Source organism: Burkholderia sp. AU17457, assembly GCF_002223255.1.
In the GTDB taxonomy this organism is placed as follows: domain Bacteria; phylum Pseudomonadota; class Gammaproteobacteria; order Burkholderiales; family Burkholderiaceae; genus Burkholderia; species Burkholderia sola.
The window spans coordinates 301,025-316,950 of the sequence record NZ_NKFB01000006.1; the positions used below are offsets into that span (position 1 = coordinate 301,025).

General features: G+C 63.6%; 14 protein-coding genes. 5 read left to right on the plus strand and 9 right to left on the minus strand.

Annotated elements, in window-relative coordinates:
- Nucleotides 1-50 precede the first annotated feature (50 nt).
- Together CFB49_RS28265 and CFB49_RS28270 are read right to left on the minus strand one after the other, a co-directional pair.
- Nucleotides 51-881 carry a p-hydroxycinnamoyl CoA hydratase/lyase gene (locus CFB49_RS28265; RefSeq protein WP_069621703.1) on the minus strand — a complete coding sequence of 277 codons (831 nt, stop codon included), beginning with the start codon at nt 879-881 and terminating at the stop codon, nt 51-53.
- A 235-nt stretch (nt 882-1,116) separates the two neighbouring features.
- Nucleotides 1,117-1,617, minus strand: a complete 501-nt coding sequence (locus CFB49_RS28270; protein WP_089492966.1) for a MarR family winged helix-turn-helix transcriptional regulator — start codon at nt 1,615-1,617, stop codon at nt 1,117-1,119.
- Between the two features lie 232 nt (nt 1,618-1,849).
- On the opposite strand from CFB49_RS28270, the gene CFB49_RS28275 reads away from it, so the two are divergent.
- From CFB49_RS28275 to CFB49_RS28290, 5 genes are all read left to right on the plus strand, one after another.
- Complete coding sequence (locus CFB49_RS28275; RefSeq protein ID WP_089492967.1) at nt 1,850-2,101, plus strand: PAAR domain-containing protein; 252 nt, start codon at nt 1,850-1,852, stop codon at nt 2,099-2,101.
- An 18-nt stretch (nt 2,102-2,119) separates the two neighbouring features.
- Nucleotides 2,120-3,598, plus strand: coding sequence for a type VI secretion system Vgr family protein (locus tag CFB49_RS36920; protein ID WP_249190368.1), 1,479 nt, complete (start codon nt 2,120-2,122; stop codon nt 3,596-3,598).
- A 36-nt stretch (nt 3,599-3,634) separates the two neighbouring features.
- The gene (locus CFB49_RS36925; RefSeq protein ID WP_256979921.1) at nt 3,635-5,965 is read left to right on the plus strand and encodes a type VI secretion system Vgr family protein; all 2,331 of its coding nucleotides are present in this window, start codon (nt 3,635-3,637) and stop codon (nt 5,963-5,965) included.
- 1 nt (nt 5,966) lies between these two features.
- Nucleotides 5,967-6,806, plus strand: a complete 840-nt coding sequence (locus CFB49_RS28285; protein WP_089492968.1) for a hypothetical protein — start codon at nt 5,967-5,969, stop codon at nt 6,804-6,806.
- A 215-nt stretch (nt 6,807-7,021) separates the two neighbouring features.
- Nucleotides 7,022-7,816, plus strand: a complete 795-nt coding sequence (locus CFB49_RS28290) for a hypothetical protein (protein WP_249190366.1) — start codon at nt 7,022-7,024, stop codon at nt 7,814-7,816.
- Nucleotides 7,817-7,934: 118 nt separating this feature from the next.
- Here CFB49_RS28290 and CFB49_RS28295 read toward each other — a convergent pair whose 3' ends face one another.
- The 7 genes from CFB49_RS28295 to CFB49_RS28325 all read right to left on the minus strand — a co-directional run bounded on the left by CFB49_RS28295 (nt 7,935) and on the right by CFB49_RS28325 (nt 15,903).
- The gene (locus CFB49_RS28295) at nt 7,935-8,837 is read right to left on the minus strand and encodes an SMP-30/gluconolactonase/LRE family protein (RefSeq protein WP_089492969.1); all 903 of its coding nucleotides are present in this window, start codon (nt 8,835-8,837) and stop codon (nt 7,935-7,937) included.
- A 50-nt stretch (nt 8,838-8,887) separates the two neighbouring features.
- The gene (araH, locus tag CFB49_RS28300) at nt 8,888-9,907 is read right to left on the minus strand and encodes an L-arabinose ABC transporter permease AraH (protein WP_069621708.1); all 1,020 of its coding nucleotides are present in this window, start codon (nt 9,905-9,907) and stop codon (nt 8,888-8,890) included.
- Between the two features lie 30 nt (nt 9,908-9,937).
- Nucleotides 9,938-11,485, minus strand: coding sequence for an L-arabinose ABC transporter ATP-binding protein AraG (gene araG / locus CFB49_RS28305; RefSeq protein ID WP_089437317.1), 1,548 nt, complete (start codon nt 11,483-11,485; stop codon nt 9,938-9,940).
- 21 nt (nt 11,486-11,506) lie between these two features.
- Nucleotides 11,507-12,520, minus strand: a complete 1,014-nt coding sequence (locus CFB49_RS28310) for an arabinose ABC transporter substrate-binding protein (protein ID WP_069621710.1) — start codon at nt 12,518-12,520, stop codon at nt 11,507-11,509.
- Nucleotides 12,521-12,610: 90 nt separating this feature from the next.
- The gene (locus tag CFB49_RS28315) at nt 12,611-13,540 is read right to left on the minus strand and encodes a Gfo/Idh/MocA family protein (protein ID WP_089492970.1); all 930 of its coding nucleotides are present in this window, start codon (nt 13,538-13,540) and stop codon (nt 12,611-12,613) included.
- A 25-nt stretch (nt 13,541-13,565) separates the two neighbouring features.
- The gene (locus tag CFB49_RS28320; RefSeq protein ID WP_089437318.1) at nt 13,566-14,495 is read right to left on the minus strand and encodes a dihydrodipicolinate synthase family protein; all 930 of its coding nucleotides are present in this window, start codon (nt 14,493-14,495) and stop codon (nt 13,566-13,568) included.
- 49 nt (nt 14,496-14,544) lie between these two features.
- Complete coding sequence (locus tag CFB49_RS28325; protein ID WP_089492971.1) at nt 14,545-15,903, minus strand: MFS transporter; 1,359 nt, start codon at nt 15,901-15,903, stop codon at nt 14,545-14,547.
- Nucleotides 15,904-15,926 lie beyond the last annotated feature (23 nt).

A 15,926-nucleotide genomic window follows, 5' to 3' on the forward strand; every position in this document is an offset into this window, starting at 1 on the left:
CTCTTGCGATTACGCCGGCGCGGAAGCCGGCGGCTGCGTCCGCGCTTGTCTCAGCGCTTGTATGCCTGCAGGCCCGGCTTGATCGTCTTGTCGTCGAGGAACTGCTTCAGCCCCTGCTCGCGGCCGCGCTCCGGATCGCGCAGTTGCGCCTGGTCGAGCTTCGCATACAGGTAATCCTCGCACTGCTCCCACGTGAGTTCGCGCGAACGCTTGAAGCCGTGCTTCGCCGCGCGCAGCACGACCGGGTTCTTGTCCATCAGCCGCGCGGCGAGCGCGATCGTCGCGTCGCGCAGGCCGGCGAGCGGCACGCTGCTGTTCACGAGGCCCATCTCGGCCGCTTCCGCGCCGGTGAACGTATCGCCGGTCATGATGTAGTGCAGCGCTCGGCGGTGCCCGACCGTATCGGCCATCGCCTTGCTGACGAGGTTGCCCGGCGGGATGCCCCAGTTGATCTCCGACAGCCCGAACACCGCGTCGTCCGCCGCGATCGCGAGGTCGCACGCGACGAGCGGCGAGAATCCGCCGCCGAAGCACCAGCCGTTCACCATCGCGATCGTCGGCTTGTTGTACATCCGCAGGCGACGCCACTGCCATTCCGACGCGTCGCGGCGCACCTTTTCCTGCAGCGCGTCGGAGCCGCCGTCGATCTCGCGGAAATATTCCTTCAGATCCATGCCGGCCGTCCACGCGGCGCCCGCGCCGGTCAGCACCAGCACCTTCGCCTCGTCGTCGAACTCGACCGCGTCGAGGACTTCCAGCATCTCCCGGTTCAGCGTCGGGCTCATTGCGTTGCGCTTCTCGGGGCGATTCAACGTGACCCATGCGATGCCGGCCTCCACTTTCACTTCAACGGTCTGCCAGCGATTGTCGTACTTGCTCATGTCTGTTCCTGTCGTTCGTTTCCAGTGCGATTCGGTGCGCAGCATCCCCGCTGCGGACGACTTCATTTAATATCAGGCTACCTGATATTGCAAGCGGCACGAGCGCCGGTGTAAACCCGGAGCGGAACGCGGAGAAAGCGGCGGGGAAATCAGGGAGCGGTCGGGTGGCCGCCGATGGCGTGGACGAAGCGAGCGCGGGTCTCGCGGGCCCGCGTCGTGAAAATGCGGGATGCGGTCAGCCGCGCAGGTTGCGCGAGAACAGTTCGAGCGCGCGCTGCACGTGCGCGGCGTCGTCGGCCGGGATGTCGCCGAGCATGCGTGCCTCGACCGGCCGCAGCGCGGCTTCGCATTCACGCAGCATCGCCGCGCCCGCGTCGGTCAGCGTCAGCAGGATGATGCGGCCGTGCGACGGGTCGGCTTCGCGCGTGACGAAACCGCGGGCGGCCATCACGCTCATCACCTCGTTCGCCGATTGCGGCGTGATCCACGAGCGCTCGGCCAACTGCGCGTTCGACGATGCGCCGCGCGCCTCCAGCACCGACAGCGCCGTGTATTGCGCGAGCGTGATGCCGAGCGGTGCGAGCGCGTCGGTCATGTGACGGCGCAGCAGCCGGTCGAGGCCGCCGATCACGTAGGTCAGGCGCTGTTGCACGCGCGGCTTCGGTTTGTCGGCCGGTGCGCGGGCGTTCTTCGCGGAGTTCTTCGGACTCGCGGGCTTGGTCGGTGCGGGACTCATGGTGCGGGCAGGATGGAATTGCGGGCCATCTTACCAGCAGGTCCGGATGGAATCGCGTAGACGCTACATCAATCTCAACGTACATCCATGTTCGCAGCAGGATCGTATCAGTACGAATTTATCAGTCGATCTACTAATCAAATTATTGAAAACGGTCGATTTCCATCTTGAAAATTGTGCATCACATCGTGACGAGGTAAAAGAACGGCTTCATTCCTCGTACGAGTCATCGATGAAAAACGCACAAGGCCGCGACATGGTTCGCCTGGGAGACGCCACCGATCATGGCGGTACCGTCATCGAAGCCGCCGATGATCTCAAGCATCTCGGCATTGGCGTGGCACTGGACGGACACGGCGTGACCTGCCCCACATGCGGTGGCGTCTTTCCGCTGCTGGCAAGCGGCCCGCGTACGCACCGCGGCCGCCGGGTCGGATATCTGGGCGACAAGACCGCGTGCGGCGCCACGGTCGTCGGTGCCTGACGCGAGAGGTTCAAAATCATGTCGATCCTGAACCAGGCCCATACGCTGTCCATCTCCGGCGCCGCATTACCCACTTACGGGATGGACGCGCTCCCGGTATTTGTTCCGGTGCGATTGCAAGGCACCGAAACAATCGGTCGTATTGAAGCATGCCGTTATCTCGTGACGCTGCGCACCGATGACGCTTACGCGTTTTCTCCGAGCGTCACGGCCAATCTCGATCTGGACAAAGTCGTCGGCACTGAAGTCACCGTTTCCATCCAACTCGACGGCAAAGGCCGTTTCATTCCCGGTTTGGCGGGCAATGACGGACTCGGCAATATCGGCGCCGGCACGCGCGAAATCACGGGGTTGGTCGAAGCGGCACGGATTGTCGGCCAGGACCGCGATTCGATCCTGTACGAACTCGAATTGCGCCCGTGGCTCTATCGCGCGACGCTGACGCAGGACAGCCGACTCTTTCAGGAGATGAACGTCGTCGAGATCACCGACGCGGTGCTGTCGACGTATCCGTACACGGTCGACAAGCGTCTGGCGGGCGCATTCCGCGGACGTTATCCGAAACGCGACGTACAGCGTCAGGCATTCGAGTCGGACTGGGCGTTCCTGCAACGACTGTGGGAAGAATGGGGCATCTGGTGGTGGTTCGAGCACGATGACGGCCATCACCGCCTGGTTTTGTGCGACACGATCGGCGGCCATCACCCCCACGGTCCTGCCTATGAGACGCTGCGCTACCTGCCGCCGGACGGCAAGCACATTGACGAAGAGCACATTCATGCGCTGTCGGTAACCAGCCGACTCACGGCCGGCCGCGTGACCGTGACGGACTATGACTACACCCGCCCGCGCGCGAAGCTGGCGGTTACCGAGGAAAACCCGCGCGATACGGCGAGCGCCGACGCTGAAATCTACGCATGGGGCGACTACAGCCAGCCACTGGCTGGCGCACAAGGTCTCGCTGGCCAGCCCAACGATACGGATCTGGAAGCGCGCCACCTCGCTCGCGTGCAGCTTGACGCACAACGCTGTGCGGGGCTGCGTGCCAAGGGAGCAGGAAACCTGCGCGGGCTGACTGTCGGTCGCACGTTCACCTTGGCGGGATACCCGCAGCAATCCGCGAACCGTGAGTATGTGGTCGTGTCCTGCGCGCTCGACATCGAGGAAATCGGGGTCCGCACTGGCGCCGCGCAAAAGTACCGTGTCGACACGCAGTTCGAGCTGCTGCCGGCGAATGAGCCGTTCCGCCTGAAGCGCAGCGTCGACAAGCCTGTGTTGAGCGGCCCCGAAAAGGCCATCGTCGTCGGCCCGGCCGGACAGGAAATCTGGACCGACCAGTACGGCCGCGTCAAGGTGCAGTTCGAATGGGACCGTCAAGGCCCGCACGACGAGCGCTCGGGAATCTGGCTGCGCGTGCTGTCACCATGGCAAGGCACCGACATGGGCGCGACGCTCATCCCCCGGATCGGCCATGAGGTTGCCGTCATGCACTACTAGGGCGATCCGGATTTGCCGGTCATTGCGGGCAGCCTCGTGAACGCGTTCCGTCAGCCGGCGCTGGACCTGCCGCACAACCAGGGCGTGTCGATACTGCGTGGCCGTGAGCACCAAGGCACGGCATCCGGTCATGTCGCAATCGACGACACGCAGGGGCAAATTCATACGCAGATTGCGAGCGATGCCGGCACATCGCAGCTCAGTCTCGGCAACCTGCGGCGCATGCTGAAGAAGAAGGGGCGTGCCGAGGCGCGCGGCAAGGGCTTCGATCTGCGTACCGACGATTGGGGTGTGATGCGGGCGTTGAAAGGCCTATTCGTCACGACAGATGGTCAACCGGGCGGCGCGGGCCACGCGAAGGACGCGAAGGAGGCAATCGGTCGGCTGACTCGCGCGCGAGAACTGCAAGAGCGCTTGTCCGCGCTGGCGCAACGGCACGACGCGCAACGACACGGCGCTGATCAGAGCGAGGTCGTCAGGACGATCAACGCGCGCAACGATGCGATCAAGGGCAATCCATCCGGGGATCCGGACCACTTTCCCGAACTCACCGAAGCCGACATCGTGCTGGCCGGACCGGCGGGCATCAGTCTGGCCGCCGAGCGCGGTGTCCATATCGCCAGCAACGAGGATGTGGCCGTGACGAGCGGCCGGCATGTCGGCCTGGCGGTCGGCCGATCGCTGTTCGCCAGCGTAGTGAACACGTTCGCGCTGTTCGTGCACAAGGCAGGCATGGCATTGATCGCCGCTGGCGGCAAGGTCCGCATCGAAGCGCAGAACGACGGGATCGACCTGACAGCCAAGCGGGCGATCCGGGTCACGAGCACGACGGACAGCATTCATCTGCACGCGGCGAAGGAAATCGTGCTGCACGCCGGGAGTACGGAGGTGTGCATCAGTGAACGGGGTTACGTCGTTCGCACGGCCGGCGAGCATACGATCCATGCTGGCAGTCACCAAACGGACACCGCGCAGTTGCGACCGATACGCTTCCCGGTCACGCCCGACAGTCCGGGGCAGTTTGCCGCGCATTTTGTGCTGATGGAGCACGACAACGGGTTTGCGCTGCCGAATCAGCCGTACCGGATCACGCTCGACAACGGCCGCGTGATCGAGGGGGTAAGCAACGACCACGGCGAAACGGAAGTGGTAACGGACCACGAGGTCGCGTTCGGCACGGTCGAGATACTGGCGGCAAGCGACCCCGACAAGGTGATTGCCGTCAATCGGGCGGCCGTCGTGCGCGACAACACGGCGCCATATACCGCCAGGGTGCCGAATGCCGACAAACGGTCTACGAAGATCAGAGGCAAGACGATCAGCACCCCGGAACCGGGGGCGACGTCGGAGAGTCATCGGCCCGAGTTCGCGGCCTGTGATCCGCTCAACTTTGGGTTGCGCTTCCATCACTTCATCGACGCGGCTAAGCAGGCTGACGTCGACGCAGGTATGCCGGTGCGTCGCGATGTCGTATATCCAGTGACGAAAACCTATACGGCGGCGATCAAGGAGTTGCTTAAAAGCATCAAATGGGAGAAATACAAGACGCTGGACGGCTCCGTCCCGATTGAACTGAAGGAAGGTATTGCAAAGCGATGCAGTCAAATTCTCGCTGACGCACTTGGCACAGGGCCATTTGCATTACCTAACGAATACGTGGAATCGGCAGGGGCAATTCCGACCATTGATGTCGTTGACGCAGAACAAGGGAAGGCCCAATACAACATGCGCCTCGACGTTAGCGCATCGTTTGTAACCAAGGAATGGGTCATAGCGCTTCAGGAGAAAGAAGTTGCGAAAATTATTGCAGTAGCAAACGATGCAGTCGAGCTAGACGGACAACTAAAGGCATTTGCTGACATCCTCTACCACGAGGCACGACACTGCCAGCAGACGTTCTGGATGATAGCGTTGCTTCAGCAACATCCAGATGACTATGCAATGTTTGCGCATGTAGCAAAAATTTACGAAGGCAGTACACGTGAAGATGTCTTGCGGGCCGCCGAGAAAATCCATATTCCAGAAGATGCTCGAGTGACAGCGGGATTGCATCGCATGTTTATTTTCCACTACTACTGGATAATTTCGTACATGCAAGGCCAAGTCGGAGGATCTTATGCAAGACTCGACGTGCCGATTGCGCGAGCCGAAGTTTGCAAGTTGCTGAAGGTATCACCTGAAACAGCTGAAAAGATGGTGAATTTCGAAAAAGGCTACCGGAGCCAACTACATGAAGAAGATGCCTATGCGTGTGCAGGTGTGGTGCAAGATTACTGGAGCCGTCCTGATGGCGCTTTCGTGTTCAACCCTGGTACATGCACAGCAGACTACGTCGCTTCCCTCAAAATCGTCGGCACAAGGAATTGACATGACGCATCAAGCTGACGAGCAACGTGCGATGGTACGCAGCATCCTGAAAGAGGCGATGGCGATCCTGCGTGATGATAAATCATTTGATCCACTGCATATTATATTCGGTCGAAATTTAGACTCTACAAAGCACAATCGTTTAGAGGGCCGGCGCTATCTTTACGCTAGCCCAGTGTCACCTTCAAGTACCGTAGTTTTTACGACGTTCGACGACCCAGAAGACTACAGCATTGATCGCCAGAATGTAAAAATTGTCCCGGGGGCCGTGACGACTCGACTAAGTCCGATGATCGCGGGTCTGCCCGATACCGAAATCAAGTCCCTTCTTCAACTGGAAGACTATTGGGTAGACTCAAATGGGAATCGGGAATACGGCAACGAAATATCGACACGCACTCCAGATATGCCCAATTTGCAATCTTTTCGCTATCGATCGAAAGATGTTCCAGGTAGCAAGTTCCAAGTCAATGTTGAGCTTTTTTATGCAAACCCATCGGATGGCTCATTTCCTCAAATGCTTTCAAAAGTTATAATAAAACGAGCATACACAATTCTGTCGCCTAAAGAACGCGAACAACGTCGCCTGGAAGAACAACAAGCGAAGCGTCACAAATACGGGCTGATGAACTTATGCACGGGCATGCCGTGCCCTGAAACGGGGATATGGCAGGGATATACCAAGACTTCCGATTCGGACATCCACCTGATTCGAAAGGGACAAAAATTTCCCGATGTTCGCAAACTGACTCCGCGAGAACAGGCAGAGCGCGGCCAATACACGAATCTTTTCGAGGCAGGCCAGTGGATGTGGGTGGAGGAATATCAGAGCCGATCATAAGCGTGCTGCCGACTGAGTCGCCCCTACACATCTGAGCGCGCTGGTGAATTTTTAACAAAGCTACTGATGTCAATTGTATGAAGAAGACGCCTATGCGTGCGCGGGTGTGGTACAGGATTACTCGGACCGTCCTGATCGCCCTCTCGTGCTCAACCCCGGCACATGCACTAGAACCTATAGTGAGTCAATACGAGTCATTGGGGGAGGGATTTGAAATGCAGACGACCGCCGATGAACAGCGGGCTGCAGTGCGCAGCATTCTGAAAGAAGTAATGGAAATTCTGCGGGATGATAAGCCATACGATCTTCATAATATGTCTGTTGGGAAATTATTTTCCACGTGGACTCAGGAATCCGCGAAAGGTGCTCTTTACCGATATGCCAATCGCGCCTTGTCTTCAACGACGATTGAACTTTTCACGCGCACGGATCCGGAAGATTACAGCGACGACCGATCGAGGGTAAAAATCGTTTCAGCTGAAGTAATAATTCACTTTAGCCCTATGATCGCAGATCTTCCCGACACAGAAATCAAGGCACTTCTTCGACTTGAAGACTTTTGGATCGATTCTGAAGGCAATCGGGAATACGGGAACGAAATTAGGACGCGCACTCCATACGCTCCAAACGAACAGTCTTTCCGCTATCGATCCAAGAATATTCCTGGCAGCAAATTTCCCGTCAACGTCAATCTCGCTTATGCAAATCCGCTGGATGGATCATTTCCACAGATGCTAAGCGAGGTCAAAATCAAACGCGCGTACGTAATTTTGACGCCCGAGGAACGCAAGCAACGTCGTCTCGAAGAGCAACAAGCGAAGCGTCACAAATACGGGCTGATGAGCCTGTGTACAGGCATGCTATGCCCGGAAACCGGGATATGGCAGGGATATACCAAAACTTCTGATTCGGATATCCATCTGATCCGAAAGGATCAAAAATTTCCCGATGTTCGCAAATTGACTCCCCCGGGAACAGGCGAAACGACGTCAGTACACGAACCTCTTTGAGGCGGCCCAGCGGATGTGGCTGGAGGAATATCAGGAGCGCTCGTAAACTAGGTGCGACCTGAAACAGCTGGAATTGCTGCCCGCCTGCTGATGGGCTCTTCCCGCCAACATCCGCCATTCAGGCAGCGGGCATACCCGCGAACCGCGCAGTCGGCAACCCCGCGTAGCGCGTTTGCGCGACGAACACACCGCCCGCGTGCGCATCGCTCGCCAGCGCATCATCGCTCAGGTCAACACGCGCACTCGTCACATACAACCGGCCTTCACCGTCGATCGCAACGCAACTCGGCTGCGCGGTCGGCACTTCAACACGATCCGTCTCGACGCCGTCCGGCCCATAACGCACCACCCGCCGCCCACCCCACTGCGCGTTCCACAGCCCGCCGTCACGATCGACGATCGAGCCGTCCGGATCGCCGTCCGCATCGGTCAGCCGCGCGAACGACCGCACGTTCGCGACCTCGCCTCCCGCGCGGTAATCGCACACAAAAATCTCGCGCACCAGCGAATCGCAGTAATACATCTTCGCCCCGTCCGGCGAGAACCCGATGCTGTTCGCGATCGCAGCCGCAGGCAACGCAAGCCGCTCGAGCGTGAGGTCCGGATTGAGCCGATAAAACCCGCCAACCGCGCGCGGCGGCTCACCGCCTTCGTCCTTCATCCCGAACACGAACGCGCCGGCCCCATCGCAGCGCCCGTCGTTCAACCGCGTCGGCAGATCGGGCTCGACGTCGACGATCCGCGTAAACGCACCGCTGCGCACGTCAAAGAACGCGAGATGCGTCGCAAGCCCGACGAGCAGCACGTCCGGATCGTCAGTCAGCGCAAAACACGCGAGCCGCTCAGGCATCGCCCACTGCGCGAGGTCCGAACCGTCCGCGCGGCAGCGCCACAGCTGCGCGCCTTCGATGTCGACCCAGTACAGCGCGTGCGTCCTGTCACACCACGTCGCGCCTTCGCCGAGCGTGTTTCGGCTGTCGGCCAGCAGCGTCGCCGCCGTGCCCGGATGAGTCTGTTGCATGCCGTCTCCCGATATTCGTCGTCTATGCAGGCGGCCGCGCGTGATCGAAGTCAGATCTTCATCGCGCGCCGCTGGTTGCGACGATACTGGTCGAACAGCACCGCGAGCAACAGAATTCCGCCGCGTATCAGATATTGGTAAAAAGTCGGCACGTTCAGCAGGCTCATCGCGTCCTGCACGGAGCCCATGATCAGCACGCCGACCAGCACGCCGGAAATCGTCGCGACGCCGCCCGTCAGCGATACGCCGCCGAGCACGCACGCGGAGATCACGCCGAGCTCGAGGCCGACGGACGTCTTCGGGTCGCCGAGGCTCATCCGCGACGCGAGCATCACGCCGGCGAAGCCGGTCACGAGCCCCTGCAGCACGAACACGGCGATCTTGATGCGCATGACCGGCAGCCCCGCGAGCAGCGCGGCCTCGCCGTTGCCGCCGACGGCCAGCACGTTCTTGCCGAACACCGTCTTGCGCAGCAGGAAGCCGAACACGACGAAGCCGACGATGTTGCTCCAGATCGGAAACGAGATGCCGAGGAACGACCCGCCGCCGAGATCGAAGAAGCGTTCTTCCGAAATCATCACCGCGTCGCCGTTCGACGTGATGAACGCGAGCCCGCGCACGACTTCCATCATCGCGAGCGTGACGATCAGCGAGTTGATCCGGTAGCGCGCGATCAGCACGCCGTTCACGAGCCCCACCGCGCCGCCGGCGAGCACGCCTGCCGCGACACCGAGCACGATGCTGTGCGTCGCGGTGATCAGCGTCGACGCGACCACACCCGAGAACGCGACGATCGACGCGACCGACAGATCGACTTCGCCGAGCGCCAGCACGAACATCATCGTCACCGAGATCGAACCGATCAGCGTGACCGACAGCAGCAGGCCCTGGATGTTGCGCGGCGTGAGAAAGTCCGGCACGGTCAGCGACAGCGTCGCGAACAGCACCAGAAACACCATCACGATGCCGGAGCGGTTGATCAGCTGCCATGCGCCGCCGCGCGCTCGCGCGGGCACGGCAGGGGTATCCGGGGTGGGGGAAGTACGTTGGGGTTGCATTGCCTGGCTCATAACGTTTGCTTTCCGGTTGACTGCGGGCCGCTAGCGCGGCAGCGCGAGCTTGATCAGCGCATCGGGCGTCGCCTGCGCCTTCGCGACCTCGCCCGCGATCCGTCCTTCCTTCATCACGACGATGCGGTCCGACACGCCGATCACCTCGGCCAGATCACTCGACACGAGGATCACCGTGCGCCCCGCTTCCGCGAGTTCGTAGAACAGGTTGTAGATTTCCGCGCGCGCGCCGACGTCGATGCCGCGCGTCGGCTCGTCCATCAGGAACACGTCGATGCGCTCGGCCAGCCAGCGCGCGAGCACGACCTTCTGCTGGTTCCCGCCCGACAGCGCGCCGATCGGCGTTTCGCCGTCGCGGGTCTTGATCGCGAGACGCTCGATGTATTTCTGCGCGAGCTCGCGTTCGCGCCGCCCGTCGAGCAGCACGCGCGCCGGGCTGAAATGGCGGCGCGCGCTGATGTTCAGGTTGTCGGCCACCGACGCGATCGCGACGATGCCTTCCTGCTTGCGGTCTTCCGGGCACAGCGCGATGCCGGCGCGCACCGCGTCGCGCGGGCTGCCGAACGCCATCCGCTTGCCGTTCAGCTCGACGTGCCCGGCGCTCGGCCGCACCGCGCCGTACAGCAGCTTCATCAGCTCCGAGCGGCCCGCGCCGACGAGCCCGAAGAAGCCGACGATCTCGCCGCGCCGCGCGGTGAACGACACGGGCTCGGCCAGCCCCGGCCCCGCCAGCCCCTTCGCTTCGATCAGCACGTCGCCGGCCGGGCGCGGCCGATAGCCGTACACGTCCTCGATCGAACGGCCGACCATGCAGCCGATCAGCCGGTCGCGGTCGAGATCGGCGACGGAATCGAACGTGTCGATGCGGCGGCCGTCGCGAAACACCGTCACGCGGTCGCACAGTTCGTACACTTCCTCCATCCGGTGCGTGACGTAGATGATCGCCCGGCCTTCTGCGCGCAGCGCGCGAATGATCCGGAACAGTTGCGTGGTTTCGCGCGCGGACAGCGAGCTCGTCGGCTCGTCGAACGCGATCACGCGCGCGTCGCGCATCAGCGCCTTGCCGATCTCGATCATCTGGCGCTGGCCGATCGACAGATACTTCACCGGGACGCCCGGATCGATGTGCTCGCCGAGCCGCTCCAGCGCATCGAGCGCGCGGGCCGCGAGCGCACGCTCGTCGACCACGCCGAGCCGGCTCGGCAATTGCCCGAGCATCAGGTTTTCCGCGACCGTCAGCTCGGGCACCAGATGCAGCTCCTGGTAGATGATCGCGATGCCGGCCTCGAGCGCCGCGCGCGTCGACGCGAAGCGCTGCACCGTGCCGTTCAGCGTCAGCGTGCCTGCCTGCGGATGGTTCACGCCGGACAGCACCTTCAGCAGCGTCGATTTCCCCGCGCCGTTCTCGCCCATCAGGCCGTGCACTTCGCCCGCGCGCACCGACAGCGACACCGCGTCGAGCGCGCGCACGCCCGGAAACGTCACGGTGATGCCGTCGAGCGCGAGCAGCGGGCCGTCCGGCGGCGCACCCGCTTCGGCGTCGTGGCCGGGCACGGCCGTCATCGTCTGCATCGTCATCGCGTTCTCGCCTCGCCCCGCTCAGATACCGAGTTCGGCACGCACGGCCTGCCAGTTCGCGCGCGTCATCAGCTTGCCGCTCGTCTGCGTGTCGGCCGGCGGCGTCTTGCCGTTGCGGATCCAGTCGACGAGGTTCTGCGTGCTGTCCTTGCCGTGGTTCGTCGAGCTGACCGCGATCGTCCCGTAGAAGCCCGTCGGCTCCTTCTTCTGGAATTCGGCGAACGCCTCGCCCGCGCCGTTGATGCCGACGCCGATCACGTCGGCCGCCGGGATGTGCAGCTGCTCGGTCGCGCGCACCGCGCCGAGCACGGTTTCCTCGTTCAGCGCGTAGATCACCCATTTCTTCACGTTCGGATGGCGGGCGAGCACCGGTGCCGCCGCGCTGAAACCGCCTTCGTCGTCGGTCGTCTTCTGCGGCGCGTCGAAGATGTTCTCCTTGCGGAAGCCGTTCGCAAGCAGCGCCTGCGTCGCGCCGTCGGTGCGCAGCTTCGCGGTCGGCAGCTCGTAGTTCGTGATCCGCAGCGCGCCGACTTCCTCCGGTTTCCAGCCGCGCCGCTTCATCTCGTCGGCGATCGCCTGGCCGACCTGGTTGCCGATCTTCGTCGCCGACATCCCGAGGTGCGGCACGTTCGGCAGCGGCTTGCCGCTCGAATCGACGAGCTGGTCGTCGACGGTCACGAACTTCATGTTGTAGCGCTTCGCGCGCGACGCGATCGCCGGCCCGAGCCGCACGTCCGGCGCGCAGATCACGAAGCCTTGCGCACCTTGCGAGCCGAGGTTGTCGATCGCGGCCAGCACCTTCTCGCCGTCCGGCGTGCCGATCTTCACGACCGAGAAGTTCTCCTTCTGGCCGAGCGCGGACGCCGCATTCTGCTCGTTGATGAACCACGCCTGCTCCGGCATCTTCACGAGGAAGCCGATCTTCAGCGGCGCGTCGGCATGCGCGGCGCCCGTCATCCCGAGCGGCGCGATGCAGAGCGCGGCCAGCAGCGCGCGCAGGGTGTGTCGACGGATCGTGTGAGTCGTGCGGTTCATGGGTGTCTCCTTTGTATCGGCTGATGCCGTGATGCGTGTCGAAATATCAATCAATCGTCGCGTGCGCTTCATGCCGAAGCGCACGCAGGTTCAGCGGCCGAACGCGTCGGTCTGCACGCGCCGGCCGAACAGGAAGGCATCGGCGACGAGCCGCAGCGGCCGCACGTCGACGTCGCTTTCGCCACGCGCGATCAACGCGTGGAAATGCGCATACAGCGCCGGGTACTCGCGTTCCGGCCCGATCTCGACCGGCTCGCCCGCGATCGATAATTGCGCGCCGCCGCGGCTGATCGCGAGCACGCCGTCGGCCGTGTCGACCGCGATCTCCCATTGCTCGACCGGGCCGTGCCGCCAGTCGAATTCCGCACGCACCGGCACACCGTCGGTATCCGCGCAATCGAGTTCGGCCGCGATCGGCATCTGGGCGTCGCTCGGTACGATCAGCGTCGCCTCGCGCAGCACGAGCTCGCGCGGCAGGATGCGCGTGACGATCGACAGCGCGTTGATGCCCGGATCGAACACGCCGAGGCCGCCCGGCTCCCAGATCCACTGCTGCCCCGGATGCCAGCGCCGCACGTCTTCCTTCCAGCGCACCTGCACCGCGCGGATCGTGCGCGTGGCGAGCCACGCGCGCGCCGGTTCCACCGCGCTCGCGCAGCGCGAATGCCAGGTCGCGAACAGCGTGAGTCCGCGCTCGCGCGCCAGCGCGTCCAGCGCGGCCACTTCGCCGAGCGTCGCGCCCGGCGGCTTCTCGAGCATCACGTGCTTGCCGGCTTCGAGCGCGGCGCGCGCCTGCGCGTAGCGCACCTGCGGCGGCGCGCACAGCGATACCGCGTCGAGTTCGGGCTCGGCGGCCAGCAGCGCGTTCAGATCCGGATAATTGCGCACGCCGTCGACTTCCGCGTGACGGCTCGCACAGGCAGTCAGCGCGAAGCCCGGTTCGGCGGCGATCGCCGGCAAATGCTGGTCGCGTGCGATCTTGCCGATCCCGACCACGCCCAGCGAAACTGGATGATTCATCGTGCGTCTCTCCTTCGCGAATCGCTCAGCGCGCCCAGCGCAGCACGAGCGGATCGAGCCGGCGCGCGATCGCGAGCAATTCCGCGCGCGTGTCCGGGTGCAGTTCCGGCATCGGATGCCGCGGCCGCTCGCACGCGATCACGCCGCCGGCGCGCATCAGCGCCTTCGCGGTGAGGATCCCGGACTGGCGGTTCTCGTGATTGATCAGCGGCAGCCACGTCTGGTAATGCGCGAACGCATCGTCGTGGCGGCCTTCGCGCCATGCTTCGAGGATCGGGCGAATGCCGTCCGGGAAGCCGCCGCCCGTCATCGCGCCGGTCGCGCCCGCATGGAGGTCGGCGAGCAGCGTGATCGCCTCCTCGCCGTCCCACGGCCCCTCGATCGCGTCGCCGCCGAGCCGGATCAGCTCGCGCAGCTTGTTCGCCGCACCCGGCGTCTCGATCTTGAAGTACGCGACCTGCTCGATCTCGCGCGCCATCCGCGCGAGGAACGGCGCGGACAACGGCGTGCCGCTCGCCGGCGCGTCCTGGATCATGATCGGGATGTCGATCGCATCCGACACGCGCGCGAAGAAATCGAAGATCTGCGCTTCCGGCACGCGGAACGTCGCGCCGTGATACGGCGGCATCGCCATCACCATCGCCGCGCCGAGCTGCTGCGCGCGCAGGCTGCGCGCCGCGCAGACCTGCGTGCTGTAGTGCGACGTCGTGACGATCACCGGCACGCGGCCCGCGACGTGTTCGAGGATCGTGCGGGTGAGCACGTCGCGTTCGTCGTCGGTGATCGCGAACTGCTCGGAGAAGTTCGCGAGGATGCACAGCCCGTCCGAGCCGGCGTCGATCATGAAATCGACCGCGCGCTTCTGGCTCGCGAGGTCGAGCTCGCCGGTGTCGGAAAACGTCGTCGGGACGACGGGGAAGATGCCGCGATAGCGCGGTGTGCTGCTCGATGTCATGGTGGGTCCTGCGTCAGTCGAATCGGCGTTCAGCCGGAAAACAAGGCGTTCAGGATTCGCGGGCGAATGCGCCCGCGGCCGGCTCGGGCGCGCGCAGCGCGGCCCGGACCACGAACGTCATCAGCACCGCGAACAGCAGCGTCGCCGCGAGAAAGTACAGGCCGGCCGCGAGGCTGCCGGTCGATGCCTTGATCAGGCCGATTCCGTACGGCCCGACGTAGCCGCCGAGATTCGCGAGCGAATTGATCGCGGCGATGCCGACCGCCGCGCTCGTGCCGGCCAGGAATTCGCCGGGCAGCGCCCACACGACGGCCTGGATCGAATACAGCGAGAACGCGGTGAAGCAGATGAACATGAATTGCAGCGCTGGCTGCCGTACCCACGCGCTCGCGGCCATCGTCACGGCGGCAGCCGCCGACACGACGACGATGTGCCAGTAGCGCTCGCGCTTGCGATCCGAATGGCGCGGCACGACGAGCAGGCCGACCACCGCGAACAGGTAGGGCACGGCTGACAGCAGGCCGGTGATCGCATCGCCGGTGCCGAACGCATGGATGATGGTCGGCAGCCACAGCGACAGCCCGTAGATGCACAGCGGGAACGGCAGGAACAGCGCGGCGAGCAGCAGCACGCGACGGTCGCGCAACGCGGCGAGCGGATTGCGGTGCGAATCGGGACGATAGGCGTCGCGGTCGGCGGCCAGCTGCCGCGCGATCCAGCGGCGTTCGTCGTCGTTCAGCCAGCGCGCATGCGCGGGCGATTCGGGCAACAGCCGCAGCGTCGGCCACGCGAGCAGCACGGCCGGCAAGCCGCTGACGACGAACAGCGTCTGCCAGTCCGACAGGCCGAACCACCCGTGCGTCGACAGCAGCCATCCGGCGAGCGGCCCGGTCACGATGCCGGCGAGCGGTTGCGCGAGCACGAGCAGACCGATCACGCGGGCGCGGTCGCGCATCGGGAACCATTGCGTGAGGAAGTACAGGATGCCGGGATAGAGGCCGGCTTCCGCCGCGCCGAGCAGGAAGCGCAGTACGTAGAAGCTGGTCGGCCCGTGCACGAGCGCCATCGCCATCGTGATCACGCCCCACGTCGCGAGGATGCGCGCGAACCAGACCCGTGCGCCGAAGCGTCCGAGCGCGAGGTTGCTCGGCACCTCGCACAGGAAGTAGCCGATGAAGAACAGTCCCGCGCCGAGCCCGTACGCGGCGTCGCCAAGGCCGATCGCGGCGTTCATGTGGAGCTTCGCGAAGCCGACGACGGTACGGTCGACGTAGGCAACCACGTAGATCAGCGCGAGAAACGGCACCAGCTTGCGCGTGAGCAGGCGGGTCAGTTGCCGTTCGTCGACGGCTGCCGGCGAATCGGACTGTTCCGCCGCGGCCTGCGCGGGCGTGTACTGCGTCGTCATCTTGTCTCCTGTCGGCCCACGTT

What these genes read in the sequence shown, in the direction of transcription:
- CFB49_RS28265 (WP_069621703.1), bottom strand. Translation starts at nt 881, where the DNA reads ATGAGCAAGTACGACAATCGCTGGCAGACCGTTGAAGTGAAAGTGGAG.
- CFB49_RS28270 (WP_089492966.1), bottom strand. Translation starts at nt 1,617, where the DNA reads ATGAGTCCCGCACCGACCAAGCCCGCGAGTCCGAAGAACTCCGCGAAG.
- CFB49_RS28275 (WP_089492967.1), top strand. Translation starts at nt 1,850, where the DNA reads ATGAAAAACGCACAAGGCCGCGACATGGTTCGCCTGGGAGACGCCACC.
- CFB49_RS36920 (WP_249190368.1), top strand. Translation starts at nt 2,120, where the DNA reads ATGTCGATCCTGAACCAGGCCCATACGCTGTCCATCTCCGGCGCCGCA.
- CFB49_RS28285 (WP_089492968.1), top strand. Translation starts at nt 5,967, where the DNA reads ATGACGCATCAAGCTGACGAGCAACGTGCGATGGTACGCAGCATCCTG.
- CFB49_RS28290 (WP_249190366.1), top strand. Translation starts at nt 7,022, where the DNA reads ATGCAGACGACCGCCGATGAACAGCGGGCTGCAGTGCGCAGCATTCTG.
- CFB49_RS28295 (WP_089492969.1), bottom strand. Translation starts at nt 8,837, where the DNA reads ATGCAACAGACTCATCCGGGCACGGCGGCGACGCTGCTGGCCGACAGC.
- araH (WP_069621708.1), bottom strand. Translation starts at nt 9,907, where the DNA reads ATGAGCCAGGCAATGCAACCCCAACGTACTTCCCCCACCCCGGATACC.
- araG (WP_089437317.1), bottom strand. Translation starts at nt 11,485, where the DNA reads ATGACGATGCAGACGATGACGGCCGTGCCCGGCCACGACGCCGAAGCG.
- CFB49_RS28310 (WP_069621710.1), bottom strand. Translation starts at nt 12,520, where the DNA reads ATGAACCGCACGACTCACACGATCCGTCGACACACCCTGCGCGCGCTG.
- CFB49_RS28315 (WP_089492970.1), bottom strand. Translation starts at nt 13,540, where the DNA reads ATGAATCATCCAGTTTCGCTGGGCGTGGTCGGGATCGGCAAGATCGCA.
- CFB49_RS28320 (WP_089437318.1), bottom strand. Translation starts at nt 14,495, where the DNA reads ATGACATCGAGCAGCACACCGCGCTATCGCGGCATCTTCCCCGTCGTC.
- CFB49_RS28325 (WP_089492971.1), bottom strand. Translation starts at nt 15,903, where the DNA reads ATGACGACGCAGTACACGCCCGCGCAGGCCGCGGCGGAACAGTCCGAT.